This window comes from Streptomyces sp. NPDC057137, assembly GCF_042670825.1.
GTDB lineage: Bacteria > Actinomycetota > Actinomycetes > Streptomycetales > Streptomycetaceae > Streptomyces.
Window position 1 is genome coordinate 48,993 of sequence record NZ_JBHUUW010000021.1, and the last position, 14,694, is coordinate 63,686.

Annotated in this window: 11 protein-coding genes and 1 pseudogene; 5 read left to right on the forward strand and 7 right to left on the reverse strand. The window is 68.8% G+C overall.

What is annotated here, in order from left to right; translation table 11 throughout:
• Window positions 1-69 precede the first annotated feature (69 nt).
• Complete coding sequence (locus ACFT9I_RS18780; RefSeq protein WP_382565538.1) at window positions 70-1,017, forward strand: alpha/beta hydrolase; 948 nt, start codon at window positions 70-72, stop codon at window positions 1,015-1,017.
• 511 nt (window positions 1,018-1,528) lie between these two features.
• Here ACFT9I_RS18780 and ACFT9I_RS18785 read toward each other — a convergent pair.
• The 4 genes from ACFT9I_RS18785 to ACFT9I_RS18800 form a co-directional block, all read right to left on the reverse strand.
• The gene (locus tag ACFT9I_RS18785) at window positions 1,529-2,521 is read right to left on the reverse strand and encodes an SDR family NAD(P)-dependent oxidoreductase (protein WP_382565539.1); all 993 of its coding nucleotides are present in this window, start codon (window positions 2,519-2,521) and stop codon (window positions 1,529-1,531) included.
• A 202-nt stretch (window positions 2,522-2,723) separates the two neighbouring features.
• Complete coding sequence (gene fumC, locus ACFT9I_RS18790) at window positions 2,724-4,202, reverse strand: class II fumarate hydratase (RefSeq protein ID WP_382565541.1); 1,479 nt, start codon at window positions 4,200-4,202, stop codon at window positions 2,724-2,726.
• Complete coding sequence (locus ACFT9I_RS18795) at window positions 4,199-5,896, reverse strand: NAD-dependent malic enzyme (RefSeq protein WP_382565643.1); 1,698 nt, start codon at window positions 5,894-5,896, stop codon at window positions 4,199-4,201. The genes fumC and ACFT9I_RS18795 overlap by 4 nt, the downstream gene beginning before the upstream one ends.
• Window positions 5,897-6,132: 236 nt before the next feature.
• Window positions 6,133-6,321 (reverse strand): hypothetical protein, encoded by a 189-nt coding sequence (locus ACFT9I_RS18800; RefSeq protein WP_382565544.1) that lies wholly within the window; start codon window positions 6,319-6,321, stop codon window positions 6,133-6,135.
• Between the two features lie 329 nt (window positions 6,322-6,650).
• On the opposite strand from ACFT9I_RS18800, the gene ACFT9I_RS18805 reads away from it, so the two are divergent.
• Window positions 6,651-6,848 (forward strand): hypothetical protein, encoded by a 198-nt coding sequence (locus tag ACFT9I_RS18805; RefSeq protein ID WP_382565546.1) that lies wholly within the window; start codon window positions 6,651-6,653, stop codon window positions 6,846-6,848.
• 87 nt (window positions 6,849-6,935) lie between these two features.
• Here the strand turns inward: ACFT9I_RS18805 and ACFT9I_RS18810 are convergent, their stop codons facing one another.
• Complete coding sequence (locus ACFT9I_RS18810; RefSeq protein WP_382565547.1) at window positions 6,936-7,388, reverse strand: hypothetical protein; 453 nt, start codon at window positions 7,386-7,388, stop codon at window positions 6,936-6,938.
• 593 nt (window positions 7,389-7,981) lie between these two features.
• On the opposite strand from ACFT9I_RS18810, the gene ACFT9I_RS18815 reads away from it, so the two are divergent.
• From ACFT9I_RS18815 to ACFT9I_RS18825, 3 genes and pseudogenes are all read left to right on the forward strand, one after another.
• Window positions 7,982-8,869 (forward strand): hypothetical protein, encoded by an 888-nt coding sequence (locus tag ACFT9I_RS18815; protein WP_382565549.1) that lies wholly within the window; start codon window positions 7,982-7,984, stop codon window positions 8,867-8,869.
• A 265-nt stretch (window positions 8,870-9,134) separates the two neighbouring features.
• Window positions 9,135-12,199 (forward strand): annotated as a pseudogene (locus ACFT9I_RS18820) (RHS repeat-associated core domain-containing protein); the annotation flags it as partial.
• A gap of 479 nt (window positions 12,200-12,678) precedes the next feature.
• Window positions 12,679-13,158, forward strand: a complete 480-nt coding sequence (locus ACFT9I_RS18825) for a hypothetical protein (RefSeq protein ID WP_382565551.1) — start codon at window positions 12,679-12,681, stop codon at window positions 13,156-13,158.
• Between the two features lie 111 nt (window positions 13,159-13,269).
• Here the strand turns inward: ACFT9I_RS18825 and ACFT9I_RS18830 are convergent, their stop codons facing one another.
• Window positions 13,270-13,521, reverse strand: coding sequence for a DUF6207 family protein (locus ACFT9I_RS18830; protein WP_382565553.1), 252 nt, complete (start codon window positions 13,519-13,521; stop codon window positions 13,270-13,272).
• 550 nt (window positions 13,522-14,071) lie between these two features.
• Window positions 14,072-14,536: a phospholipase A2 gene (locus ACFT9I_RS18835; RefSeq protein ID WP_382565555.1), complete on the reverse strand. Its 465-nt coding sequence runs from the start codon at window positions 14,534-14,536 to the stop codon at window positions 14,072-14,074.
• Window positions 14,537-14,694 lie beyond the last annotated feature (158 nt).

A 14,694-nucleotide genomic window follows, 5' to 3' on the forward strand; every position in this document is an offset into this window, starting at 1 on the left:
TGCAAACCAGAGATCAACGCTGAACCGCACATACGTCGCCTGTGGCGGCACTCCTTCAGGAAGGCACTCATGAAGGTTCCCACCAAGTACGCAATCGATCCCGAGCTCGCGGCGGTCGAGCAGTTCCCCGAAATCGACTCCAGCGACATCGTCGCCGTCCGCGCCCAGATCGCGCAGATGATGGCGCAGGTACCCGCCCCCGACACCACTGGGCTGACGGTTACCGACCGCACGATCCCCGGCCCCCAGGGAGCATCCGACGTCCTGGTGCGAATCTACGTCCCTGACGTGGCGGCGGCCCCGGTCGGAATCCTCGACGTGCACGGGGGAGGGTTCATCCTCGGCGATCTCGACTCCTCGCACGCCGACAACATCGCGATCGCCCGGGGCGTCGGGGCCGTGGTGGTCTCGGTGGACTACCGGCTGGCCCCGGAGAACCCCTTCCCCGCGGGCCTGGACGACTGCTACGCCGCCCTTGCCTGGTTCTCCGATCACGCCGCGGAGTTCGGCGTGGACCCTCAGCGCATCGCCATCCACGGCGGCAGTGCCGGCGGGGGACTGTGCGCCGCGCTGGCGCTGCTCGCCCGCGACCGCCGCGGCCCTTCCATCGCTTTCCAGTACCTCGGCATCCCCGAACTCGACGACCGGCTCGACACAGGCAGCATGACCACGTTCGGGGACACCCCGACGTGGAATCGCCCGGCCGCCGTCCGCAGCTGGGACGCCTACCTGGGCAAGGGACGCCGCGGCACCCACGACATCTCGCCCTATGCTGCCCCGGCCCGTGCCGGGGACCTCTCGGGACTGCCGCCCGCCTACATCTCAGCGAAGGAGTTCGACCCGTTGCGAGACGAAGGCATCGCCTACGCCACGGCGCTGCTCGCCGCAGGCATCCCCGTCGAACTCCACCTCTTCCCCGGAACCTTCCACGGCTCCGCAGCCATTACCGACGCCGCCGTATCCCAGCGGGAGGCGACCGAACGCATCGCCGTACTGCGTAAAGCTCTCGGCGCTTAGCTTCAGCGGCGAGGAGGCGAGGAGGCCGTATACGCCCTTCCACCCCTGCGAAGACCGGAGGCGGCATGAACCCTGAGGCGTTTCCCCAACAGTCGTGCGGGCCGGGAGCCTGTGGGGCGGTCCTCGGCTGCGATACGGGCCGCATGCCTGCCGCCCGGGTCCGTCCGTCGCCGGTCGACGAGTCAACCGTTGTGCTGAATCTCTCCCACCAAGACTCGGTGGCATCGGACGTCACCGAGTCTTGGCTGGATGAGCCGCGTTGACACCATGCTTGCTGCGCTCTCTCCGACCGTCGCTCAGCGCGGCGGCCGGAGACGCGGATTGCCGATGCTTCGCCCTTCGGACAGGACTGCACAGGTGGTCGGGCCCAGGCCCAGGCCGATGCCGGTTTCAACTGATCATCACTGTTCGGGCGGGCAGCGGCGGGCTGGGTTCGATCTCGACGCGATCTTCAATCCCCTCCCCGCTACGGCTCGTTGAAGCGGAGATCCGCCGTGCGCTCCACTGCGGCTCAGGCTAGCTTTGCCCCGGTGAGGTGTTCGCTGAGGTCCCACAGGTCTGTCGCTGTGGCTGGGGCGATGGCGTGGGGTGCGACGCCGACGGGCCAGGTGCTGCGACCCTCGACGGTGTCGTCGTGAGCGGCGACGGGGGAGATGTTGTTGTTCTCGCAGTAGACGCCGCCGTAGCCGTCGAGCCGGGGGCTGGTACCGCACCAGACGCTGGTCGAGGCCCCCTGTTCGGCGGTTTTGGCTCCGCGTTCGGGGTCGATGATCGGCTCGCCCCGCTCGTCGATGAGGTTCATCGCCCGCCGGTCGGCATCGGTGGCCCAAGGCGAGAGGTCGGTGGTGATGATTGACCCGGGGTGCAGTGAGAAGCCCCGGATACCGTCCGGCTCACCGCGCTGGTCCAGACCGAGGGCGAAGAGGATGTTGGCCGACTTGGATTGCGCGTAGCCCATCCACTCGTCGTACTGGCGGCGGTCGAAGTTCGGGTCGTCCAGGTGCACTGGCGAGAGCCGGTGCGCCCACGCCGAAACGGCGACGACGCGGGCGCCCTGGGCCCGTTGCAGGGCCGGCCACAGCCGGACCGCGAGCTGGAAGTGGCCAAGGTGGTTGGTCGCGAAGTGGGCCTCGTATCCGCGTGTGTCGCGGGTCAGTGGCACGCGCATGATGCCAGCGCTGTTCACCAGGATGTGCACCGGGCGCTTCGCGGCGAGCAGGTCGTCGGCGAACCGGTCGACACTCGCCGGGTCGATCAGGTCCAGTTGGGCGATCTCGACCCGGTTGATCCCGGCCAGGCGGGCGCGCGCCTTGTCGGGGTGGCGGACCGGAACGACAACCGTGGCTCCCGCCGCGCTCAGCGCCCGGGTGGTTTCCAGGCCGATTCCGGAGTGGCCACCGGTCACGACGGCGGTACGACCGGTCAGGTCGACTCCGTCGACGACATCAAGGGCGGTGTTCGCGGCGTGGAAGCCGGACTCGATAGGTTGCTGCAAGCTGGTCATGGAAAGGCGCTCATTTCCGTTGAGGTGGTTCCTCCACAATCCGCCTCCTCTCCCGGATTATGAATGCTGTGGCGTCCCCATAACTTGAGCGAGAGTACAACGACGCGTAGTGCGACCAGGTCCGTAACCGCGAGAGACGCGGTCGGCGAGGGGGTCGACCCCCAAGTTCGACTGCGCCGTCGGAACGCTGTGGAGTGCGGCGTCAACCTGCTGAACCCTGGTCGTGGCGGACCATCTTCTTGGGGTCGACGATGCGGTCGAAGTCCTGTGCGGTGATGTAGCCGGTGGCGAGGGCGGCTTCGCGCAGTGTGGTTCCTTCGTCGTCCGCCTTGTGCGCGATCCGGCTGGCCTTGTCGTAGCCGATCTCCGGCGAGAGGGCGGTGACCAGCATGAGGGAGCGGGAGAGGTGGTCGTCGATCTGCTGCCGGTGCAGTTCGGCGCCTTCGACGCAGTACGTGCGCAGCTTCTCGCTCGCGTCTCCGAGAATGCGGGCGGAGTGCAGGTAGTTGTTGATGATGACGGGCCGCATGGCGTTGAGTTCGAAGTTGCCCTGGGTGCCGGCGAGCGCGATGGCGCTGTCCTCGGCCAGGACCTGGATGCAGACCATGACCATCGCTTCGCACTGGGTCGGGTTGACCTTGCCGGGCATGATGGAGCTGCCCGGTTCGTTGGCGGGCAGGGAGAGTTCGCCGATGCCGCAGCGGGGGCCGGAGGCGAGCCAGCGGATGTCGTTGGCGATCTTCATCAGCGGCACGGCGAGAGCCCTCAGTCCGGCCGAGGCCGCGACCATGGCGTCCAGGCTGCCTTGGGCGGCGAAGGAGTTGGGGGCCGTACGGAACGGGTGACCGGTGAGCTGTGCTGTCTCCCGCGCCACCTGGGCACCGAAGCCGTCGGGGGCGTTGAGGCCGGTGCCGACCGCGGTCCCGCCGACAGCCAGTTCGTAGAGGCCCGGCAGGGTGGCCTCGACGCGGTCGGCGGCGTCGGAGATCTGGGCGGCGTAGCCGGACCACTCCTGGCCCACGGTCAGCGGGACGGCGTCCTCCAGGTGGGTGCGGCCGATCTTGACAATGTCCCGCCACGCTTGGGACTTGGCTTCCACGGCGTGCTGAAGTTCCCTCACCTTCGGGATCAGACGCGCGTGGATCTCCCGGACGGCGGCGATGTGCATCGCGGTGGGGAAGGTGTCGTTGGAGGACTGGCCCATGTTGACGTGGTCGTTGGGGTGGACCGGTGTCTTGGCTCCCGGCGTGCCGCCGACCAGTTGGATCGCCCGGTTGCTGATGACCTCGTTGACGTTCATGTTGCTCTGCGTACCGGACCCGGTCTGCCATACGTACAGCGGGAAGTGGTCGTCCAGCGCGCCGGAGATCACCTCGTCGGCGACACGGGCGATCAGATCCGCCTTCCAGCCCGGCAGGCGGCCCTCGCGGCCGTTGACGAGCGCGGCGGCCTTCTTGACGTATCCGTACGCGTGGTAGACGGCCTTGGGCATGCGGTCGTCGCCGATGGAGAAGTGGATCAGGGACCGCTGTGTCTGGGCGCCCCAGTACCGGTCGGCGGGCACCTCGACGGCGCCCATGGAGTCCGTCTCGCGGCGGGTGCCGGTGGCGTCGATGCCGATCGGCACGTTCCGCACCTTCGGTGGCTGCTGGGTGGCGGCGTGCCGGTGCCCGGAGGTCATGGCGACGCCTCCTTCTCGGAGAGCGTTCCGTAGACCGGCTGCCACATGGCGTCCTGCACGGCCTGGACCGGATCGGCCGGCCGGCGGGTGGCGACCTTGTCCTCGACCGCGGCGCGTACCACCGCCACCGCCACCGTCGCCGAGGAAGCGCGCAGGTTCGCCACCGGCGGCAGCAGTGGCGCGCCGGGGGCCCTGGCGTCGACCTGCCCGGCCACCGCCTCCGAGGCGGCGAGCAGCATCCCGGCGGTGAGCCGTGAGGCCCCGGCGACGACGGTGCCCAGGCCAAGACCGGGGTAGAGCAGCGCGTTGTTGGCCTGGCCGATGACGTGGCGCACTCCGCCGTGTTCGACCGGCTCGACCGGGATGCCTGTTGCCGTCAGGACCTTGCCATCCGTCCAGGCGAGCAGGTCGGCGGGCATGGCCTCGATCTTCTCGGTGGGGTTGGACAGCGGGAAGATGATCGGCCGCTCGACGTGCTCGGCCATCGCGGTGACCACCTCTTTGCCGAAGGCGCCCGGCGTGGTCGAGGTGCCGATCAGCATGGTGGGGCGGGCCTGCCGAACGGTGGTCCGCAGGTCGATCTTCCCGTCCGCCCAGCCCCGCACCTCCGTGGCGGACCGCGCGTAGGGCGCCTGGTAGTCGCGCAGATCCGGCATGCCCTCGACCAGCAGCCCCTGTTTGTCGACCAGCCAGACCCGGCGGGTGGCCTCCTTGGGGTCCAGCCCGTCGCGGACCATCGCGTCACGAAGCTGGTCGGCGATGCCCACCCCGGCGGTGCCGGCGCCGAACACCACGACACGCTGGTCGGCGAAGGAGTCGCCGGTGATCTTCAAGGCCGACACCGCGGCGGCCAGGGTGATCGCCCCGGTGCCCTGCATGTCGTCGTTGAACATCCGGTAGCGCTCCCCGTACGTCTCCAGGATGCGGCGGGCATTGCCCGGCCCGAAGTCCTCGAAGTGCAGCAGCGCGTTCGGATACAGGTCCGAGACCGTTTCCAGGTAGCTCTCGACGAACGCGTCGTAACGCTTCCCGCGCACCCGGCTGTGGCGCACACCCAGGTAGAGGGGATCGTTCAGCAGATTCTCGTTGTCGGTACCGACGTCCAAGACCACCGGCACACAGCGGGCGGGATGCAGCCCCGCCGCCGCGGTGTAGACGGCGAGCTTGCCGACCGAGATCTGGATGCCCTGCACCCCCCAGTCACCGATCCCCAGGATCTCCTCGGCGTCGGTGACCACCACCAGATCGACCTCGTCCCGGTGGAGCTGGAGTGCCTCGAACGAGCGGCGCACGTCCTGCGGCCGGTCGACGGACAGGAACACCCCGCGTGGCTGCCGGTACTCGTGGCTGTACCGCTTGATCGCCTCACCCACCGTCGGGTCGTAGACGACCGGCAGCAACTCGGCGAGGTGATCCTGCAGCAGCCGGTAGTACAGCACCTCGTTGCGGTCGTGCACCTGCTCGAGGTTGATGGATTTCGCCAGATCGGTCGGCTCCTGCCGCAACTGCTCGTAGGCACGAACCGCCTGCTGGTCAAGGGTGAGCACGGCATCGGGCAGCCGGCCCACGAGCCCGAGGCGCTCCCGCTCCTCGGCCGTGAAAGCGCTACCACGATTGCTCAGCGGGTCCGACAGGGTGGACGGCATACGCATCGGCATGAGAACCCCTCTGTGGGCGCGGCTGCAACGGTCCAGCCCCCTGTTCCCATGCTCGACCCGTGCACCACACGGCGCCACCGGGAGCCCGCGCCCTCCGGCACATGTCCGCCACCGTATGCAGTCGATCAGCTGAGGAGGTCGTCGCCGACGGCTTCCTCGCGACATCCGGATGCCGGGCCTGTATCTCCCCACTTGCGCGCTGAGAGATCGCTGACGTGCTCCTGGGAGAGGGTGGGGGCGTGAAGTCCTCGGATTGCGAGGGCGGTTGCCTCTCATTCGTCATTTGTCTGCGCGGTGAGTAGGTCGATGCCGCACAAGGCGGCGAGTTTCTTGGCCACCGAGGTGAGTGGGCCGTGTAGTTCCGCCAGGGCGGCGCACATGTCGGCGGATCTTTCCCACTGTCGTTCGTGTTCGACGTGGCTGGCATTCGACGGGAGGGTGGCTTCGTATTCGGTCGTCATCGGGCGCGGGCCGGATGGGCCGGCGGAGAGCGATGTAGCGGACAGGGCCGTCGAGATGCCCGGCGCCGGCCCGGCGAAGGCGGGTGCGGGCTGCTGCGTCGGGCCGTACCTGGTCGGAGTGGCACAGGGGCGCGCCGGGCGTCGGCAGGCTGGCGGATCAGCAGCAGGGTTCCCAGCAGTGTTCGGACGAACGATCGCGGTGACGCACGGCTTGGCCAGTCCGGCCCGAAACCCTGCCCGCGCCTCCCAGTTGATCCTGTACCTGCGCCGGATACTCGGCACCGTCCGCGCATCGCGGGCGGTGCGTCGGAGGTGGCATTCTGCCAGCAATGGCGACGACGAACGATCCTGGCCGGGAGCAGATGCTGCTGGCCGCCGGGGCACTGCTGCTGGAGCGGTACGGTGACGGGAGCAGCTCCCTGGATCCGGTCCGCGCGATGCACGCCGTTGCGCTGCCGCCGGCGGTCACATGCGCGAGGGCCGGGAGCTGTCTGACGTCTCGGCCGGCGACGTTCTTGTCGCGCTGACCCAGCTCGACGAAGGCCGGGGCACCCTCGTCCGCGTGAGCGTGTCGTGTGACAGGTGATCGGCCACGCGATCGGTGCGGGCCTTTGTCAGTTGTCTGACGAGGGGGTGTACAGGTGCGCTTGCCGTATCCCGGCCTTGCGCAGTTCGTCCGCGATGATCCGCAGGTCGGTCCGGGCCATGTGGGGCATGGCGCTGTCCTTGCAGTCCAGCCACACGAGGGGGACGGTTTCGTCGACGTTGACGCAGTTCGGGCTGTAGAGCTCGGTCAGAACCTCCTCCGCCTCCTGCGGCGAGCGTTCACGGCCGTCCTCCAGTACCGTCCACATGCGGTCTGCTGCGGCGTTGAGCGCCACGACCGCGAGGGCATGGTCGTCCGACTCGACGGCGATTTCCCACACCTGGCGAAAATCGGACTCGTCGTGGCTCACGATGCCCAGCGTGCCCGGGGCCACCGTGATGCCGCCGGGCTCGCTCTCCGAGGCGACGGCGCGACGCATCCACTGCCCGGCCTCCTCGCTGCCCAGGTACGCCTCGGTCACACGCCAGAGCATCTCCGGGCCGGACCGGCGCACCGCCTCCTCGAACTGGGCGCCTGCGCTGTCCCAGTCGGTTTTCCAGGGCCTGGCATCCGCGTCTGAAAGCGGCTTCGCCGGGGTGGCCGGCGCCGGGCGGAGCTGTCTCGGTGTTGTCCATGCCCCGTGTCTATCACCACGGTCTGACACAGGGTCACTGAGCTGCGCGGTCAGTGGCTTCCGGGGTTTTCGTCCAGAGCGGCAGTTCTCGCCAACGAGCTGTCGGGGTGTGGAGCGGGCGCCCGATGGGGGAGCCGAGGATGGCTCGGGCAGGGCCGGGCCGTCGATCGCGGGGGTGCACCTACAGAGTGCCGAGCTGTCCACGTGTGCCGACATCGGCGACACGGTGACGGCAGAGGGGCACGGCTCCCTCTCACAGTCGTGGAGCTCCCGGCGGGCGGCGGCGCGTAGCGCGCCAGGGGAGCCGGGTACGGGCAGGTGACCGTACGGCGACGGTCTGTGGTCGCTCGTGTCATGCTGGTTGATCGACATGCGGTAACTGTGTGACGGACGGGGGCTGTTGAGGCGTGGGGTACACGATTCCTGAGGGTGTTGACACGATGCTCGATGTCGTCGGTGTCGGCTGGCCCAACGCCGACGAGGACGCGTACCGCGACATGGCCGACACGTTGCGGGAGTTCGCGGACGATGCGGGTGATGACGCGTACGCCGCGCATCAGCAGATCAAGCGGCTGCTGTCCTCGGGGCAGAGTGAGTCGCTGACGGCGCTCGACGCGCACTGGTCGAAGGTGCAGGGCAAGCACAAGGACCTGGAGTCGGCGGGGCGGATCGTCGCCGGGGCTCTGGACCGGGTCGCGGACATCATCGTGGCCCGGAAGGTCGCCGCCGTCGCGGACCTCGCCGACCTGTGCGCCACGGTGGGGATCACACTTGCTTTCGCGCCGGTCACCGCCGGGCTGTCGGTGCTGCTCGCGGGGGCGAAGATCACTGCCACCCGGATCGCGTTCAAGCGGATCCTCAAAGAGATGGCGGAGGCGGCGGTCGCGGAGATCGTCGCGAGGCTCACCGAGCCGGCGGTCGCCGCCATTGAGAACATCGTCGCGGACCTGGCGATCCAGACGGCGTTCAACGTCGCCGGTGTCCAGGATGGCATCGACACCGGCCAGGCCGCGCAGGCCGGCAAGGACGGGCTGCAGCTCAACTCGGCGGGCGGGCCCGGGGGCCCGGGCCCCCGGCGGCGGGCCGAAGATCGACCACGACGCCCACGGGAGGGCAGACCTCGACCTGGCGAGTGTGCAGGTCAACATGCGGGACAAGACCGGTGGGAAACTCGGCCGCGCCAGGGGGCACCACGGCAGGGCCAAGGGCAAGGACTCCCTGACCGCGGCTCTGGACGCCTCCATCGACCGCGTCATGGACAAACTCGGCACCGGGCTGAAGGATCTGGGCGACCACCTGGGCAAGAAGCTGCCCACCTCCATCAGTAAGAGCTCCCAGACACACCGGGACACCGACCACGACGTCCGCGACAGGGTCAGAGGTGTCAAGGCCGGTGTCCGCAGTGATGAGGGCGGGCTGGACGGACGACAGGGAACCTCGAAGCCGGGGCGGCGCGGGCCGAAGTCCATGCGCGACATGGTGGACCGGGCACGCGAGGCGGCGATGTCCCTGTGCAGCCGACGGTGCAAGACCGACCCGGTCGACGTGGCCAGCGGTGAGACGGTCCTCTCCCAGACGGACCTGGCGCTGCCGGGGGTCCTGCCGCTGGTGTTCCGGCGTACCCACATATCCGGCTACCTCTACGGGCACTGCTTCGGACCCAGCTGGGCCTCCACCCTCGACGAGCGTCTGGAGCTGACGGCCAGGGGCGCCGTCTGGGCTCGCGAGGACGGCTCCCTGCTGGTCTATCCCCAACTGCCGCGCGAGCCGGGCGAAGAAGTGCTGCCCCTGGAAGGCGAGCGGATCGCCCTCACCTTCGTCGAGCGGTCGGCCCTCGGGCATCTGACGTACGCCACGACCGACATCCGCACGGGACTGACCCGCCGGTTCACCGGCAACCCCTATTCCGCCGGCAGCATGTACTGGCTGAGCGAGATCGAGGACCGCCACGGCAACGCCGTGCAGTTCGTACGCAGCGACGACGATCCTCCCTCAACAGTCCTGCACGAGGGCGGCTACCGTGTGCGCGTCACCAGCGATACACAGGTGGGCCGGGTCGTAGCGCTGGAGCTGGAGACACCAGAAGGCCAGGTCCGCGTCGCCTCGTTCGGGTACGACACGACGGGCGGCCTCGCCGAAGTATCGGGGGCGCGGGGCGTACCGCTGCGGTTCACCTACGACGACGAGCACCGCGTGACGTCGTGGACCGACCGCAACGGCCACACCTACGGCTACGTGTACGACTCGGCCGGCCGGGTCGTCGAGGCGGTCGGCCCCAGCGGCGCACTGTCCTCGCGGTTCGCCTACGACACGGCCGCCCGCGAGACCCGCTTCACCGACTCCACCGGGGCGCTCACCGTCACCCGCCTCAACACGCTCGGCCAGACCATCAGCGAGACCGACCCGCTCGGCAACACGGTGCGCTTGGAGTGGGACCGCTAAGACAACCTGCTGGCCCGCACCGACGAACTGGGGAACACGGCCCGGTTCACCTACGACGACGCGGGCAACCTCGTGACGGTCCACTACCCGGACGGGCGGCAGGCAACGACCACGTACAACGCCCTGCACCAGCCGGAGGCGATGACCGGCCCGGACGGCACCGTGTGGCGCCAACGCTTCGACGAGTGCGGCAACCGCACCGCGGTCATCGCGCCCGACGGCACCTCGACCACGTACACATACGACGCGGCGGGCGCCGTCGCCACCGTCACGTTCCCGGCCGGCGAGACCGAGACGCGCACCAACAACCAGGCGGGCCTGGCCCTCTCGGCCTCCGACGGGCAGGGCGCCACGTACATGGTGCGCCGCGACGCCTTCGGGCGGCCCTACGAGTCCGTCGACCCGGCCGGTTCCCTGACCCGCCTGGAATGGACGGCGGACGGCTGGCTGACGAGGACCGTCGCTCCGGACGGAGCGACGGAGGAGTGGACCTACGACGAGGAAGGCAACTGCCTCACGTACACCGACCCCCTGGGCGGCGTCATCGGCTTCGAGTACACGTGGTTCGACCTCCTCGCCGCCCGCACGGACAAAGACGGCGCGCGCCACGAGTTCACGTACGACACCGAGCTGCGGATCACCAGTGTCCTCAACCCCGAAGGGGCGCGCTGGAGCTACCGCTACGGGCAGTCGGGCCTGACCGCCTCCCAGACCGACTCCGACGGCCGAACCACCGCCTACGAGTACGACCCGGCGTCCCGCCTCGCCGCCCGGACGACCCCGCTCGGGCAGCGCATCACCATGGACTACGACACCGTGGGCAACCTGCTCACGAAGAACGCGGACGGTGTCGTCACCCGCTACACCTACGACGCCGCAGACCGTCTCATCGAGGCCCACTCGCCCTCCTCCTCCCTGACCGTCGAACGGGACACGTTCGGACGCCTGGTGGCGGAGACCGTCTACGATCGCACCACGCGGTTCAGCTACGACCGGCACGGCGCGCTCGCTTCCCGCACAACCCCCACCGGCGCGTCCACGTCGTACGGCTACGACACCGCCGGCAACCGGGTGCGCGTCGAGAACTCCGGGCACGACCTCCGCTTCGGGCGCGACGAACTGGGCCGGGAACTACGTCGCACGCTGGGACCCACGCACGCGCCGGTGACCCTGTCCTCACGGTGGGACTCGATCGGACGGCTGACCGGCCAGTCGGTCACCACCGCCCGCGGCCCGGTGACCGCTCGTACACCTACCGCGCCGACGGCTTCCTGACCGGGATGACCGACGAACTGGCCGGAGTGGACTGGCGGTTCGAGCTCGACCCGGTGGGCCGCCCGCTCGGCGTCACGGCCGGGGACTGGTCGGAGACCTACACCTACGACGCCACCGGCAACCAGACCGACGCCCGGTGGCCCGACCGGGCGCGCCACACCGAGAGCCGCGGCGAGCGGACCTACGACGGGACGCGGCTGTCCGGCGCGGGCGCGACACGCTACGAGTACGACCCCGCCGGACGGGTCGTGCTGCGCCAGAAACGCCGCCTGTCCCGCAAGCCCGACACCTGGCACTACACGTGGCACGCCGAGGACCGGCTGGAGTCCTGCACCACTCCTGACGGCACGGTGTGGCGCTACGCGTACGACCCGCTGGGCCGCCGCACCGTCAACCACCGCATGGCCCCGGACGTGGTGACGGCCGCGTCCACGGTCCGCTTCTCCTGGGACGCCACCAGGCTCGCCGAGCAGATGGAGACGTCGTCCGGCGTGACACTGACCTGGGACTACGAGGGGTACCGCCCGGTCTCCCAGTTGGAGCGCCGGCTGACGCGGGACTCCTCGCAGCCGGAGGTGGACAGCCGCTTCTTCGCCATCGTCACCGATCTCGTCGGCACACCGACCGAACTCGTCGACGAACAGGGCGACATCGCCTGGTACAAGCGCTCGACGGTCTGGGGACTCACGTCCTGGAACCGCGAGGCCGACGCTCACACGCCGCTCCGCTTCCCCGGCCAGTACGACGACCAGGAAACCGGCCTCCACTACAACCTGCACCGGCACTACGACCCGGAGACCGGCCGGTACGTTACGTCGGACCCGCTGGGCCTGGTGCCGGCACCCAACGCGGCCACGTACGTCGTGAACCCCTTCACGGCAATGGACCCCGAAGGGCTGATCTCCAAGGGGTGCACACTTAAGGGCGGCTGGTACGGCGGCCTGCTCCCCGCGAACCTGGACGACCACGGCAGTCCTCTGCCCACGGGCAGCCGGGAGGTCAACCACATTCCGCCGAAGGCGGCGTGGAAGGACATCACCAATCCGGGCTTCTACCGTGCGGGCAGACCGCACGACGAGCAGGAGGTGCGCCGCGGCCCGGCGATCCGCATGGACCGCGGCGACCACGTGCAGCTCTACAGCACCGGTTTCGGCTACGAGACACAGGCGTGGCACCAGTGGCAGCGGGAGTTGATCGGGCAGGGCCGCATCACCGAGGCCATGCGGATGGACATCGACGACATCAAGTCCCGGTTCCCCGACAAGTACGACCAGCACATCGAGGACATGGTCAACAGCCTTCAGCACAACAGGCCGCTGCAGAGAATGCTCACGGACCACGGGTGGTCGATCGACACGGCCGCTCTGCTGAAATAGGCCGAGCGGAACTGACCGAACCCGCGAACGGATAAGGACCAAGGATGGACATCGAGATCACGCCCCACGTCGGTGCCAGCGCCTTCCGGCTCGGCATGTCTTTCGACGAGGCCATGGAGACAGCGCGGGAGCGCGGTGCCACAGTGCAGCACAGCCCGGAGGGCGGCAGGCCGCCGGGCAAGTACGTTGTGAATCATCCGGACGTCACACTGCTCTTCGTGCTGATCTTCGACGCGGGGGAGAGGCTGCACAGCATCGAGCTGTGGCGGTTCGCGAACGAGGACGAGGACGTGAACGTCTCGCTCGACGGCCTCGACGTGTTCCGCACCCCCAAGAAGAAGCTGCGCCGTGAGATTGAACGCCGGGGACACACCATCGACTACAACGACTCCGGTTTCGACGGGATCGACGACCTCAAAATCATCCTCGCCAACGCGAGCAGCCAGCCCGTCCCGACCGATCCCCGGACAGGGTTTCCGCTGTACTTCGACTACATCCTCGTGGCCGAGAAGATCGCGCCCTGAGGCCGGTAGCCACGAAGAGAGTCGGCGAGGTGGTGCAGGGCGGGTCATCTTTGGTCTTTCGCTGGGGGAGCGGTACGCAGGGCCTGGATGAAGTTCAGGCGGCTACTGGGCTCAGGGAGCACCCCCTTCGTGTCTGCCGGGGGAGTGGTGGCAGGGCTGAGCGCCGGGGCGCCGGATGTCCGCATGCACGCGGGCGTGGACTCCCGGTACCCCTGGCTCCCGTCGTACGGGGGTGATGCCGGAGGTGGCCCACAACTGCTCCAGCTGTGCCATCACGGCGTGCGCGGTCGCCTCGTCAGGGGCGGTGATGTCCGGGACGACGAGTCCGGGCTCGGGAATCAGCGTCGCGTCGATACGGTCCATGCCCTGTCCACGCGCCCGGTGTGCCCGTTGGTTCGCCCTCGGTGTGGGGACCACCTCTACGGGTGTCGCTCTGCGCTCCCGGCCCGTCGGCGACCTGGGACGCCGTGTTTCGGGAGCGGTTGCAGGGCGAGTGCGGCGCACAGTCGGCCGGTCTTCGTGGCGGATAGTGCCGTAGGGCAGGGGCAGTTCTCAGGATCGCCAGGAGACGACCGTGGCGGCATCGCCAGGCGCTTTGAGAGTCCTGTCCGTCCTTGCTGACTGTTGTCCGTTCACGCCTTCCACGTTCGCTTGGCAGCTTGTGGTCGGCGGTGGCTTCTGGGCGTTGTCGCGCTCGATATGACGGTCGGAGAAGGCCGCGTGTGCAAGACGTTGGGACATGGTCTGTCGCGTGTCCTTCGCGGACGACTGCCGCAGGGCCTACACCTGCGAACGGCCCGGCTTGATGCCGCTGCGGCAGCGACGGATCAAGCCGGGCCCACTGGCGTCTCGTCATCCCCCTGTCCCACAACAGGTGGTCATCGGTGAACGAGATCCGCTTTCGCGACAGGCTCTAGTAGAAGGAGTCCTGGCCGATGCCGGCAGTCAAGCCGTCGTACATGACTTTCGCCTCGCCGAGGCAGAGATTGCGGGCGGTACTGCCCTCCGGGTAGTGGGTGATGCAGGCGTGCCGCATCCCATGCCAGAAGCGCTCGTCGATCCAGGCCTTGGTCTCCGGCGTGGGGCTCAGCCTCAGCTGGGTGGAGCCGTGGCGGCCGTAGTTGCGGTAGCCGAAGTCGTGCTGAGCGCAGGGCGCGAAGAAGATGCCGTCGGGCCACCATGTGCAGCCGTCGTTGCTCCAGTCGAACGGCGGGTTCTGCGGGTGGTTGACGAAGTCGTTGGCACCGAGGGGCATGATGGGGTCCGCCTCTCCCCTCACATCGGCCGCGGTGGCGATGGGGGTGGTGGCTCCGGCGGTCAGCGCAAGGCAGGCTGCCGCGGTCATCAGGGTTTTGCGCAGGACGGTTCGTACGCGCATCGCAGGGGGCCTTTCAAGCGGAGTTGATCACTCCAAAGAGGTGCCGGGTGTGGAACACCCACACCCGGATGGAAGCTCTGCGTAATCTTACGATCACGCAGTGCTTCCGGTTCTCAGCATGGGGGCCGGCGCGGCCGGACCTAGGAGGTGCCTGTCGT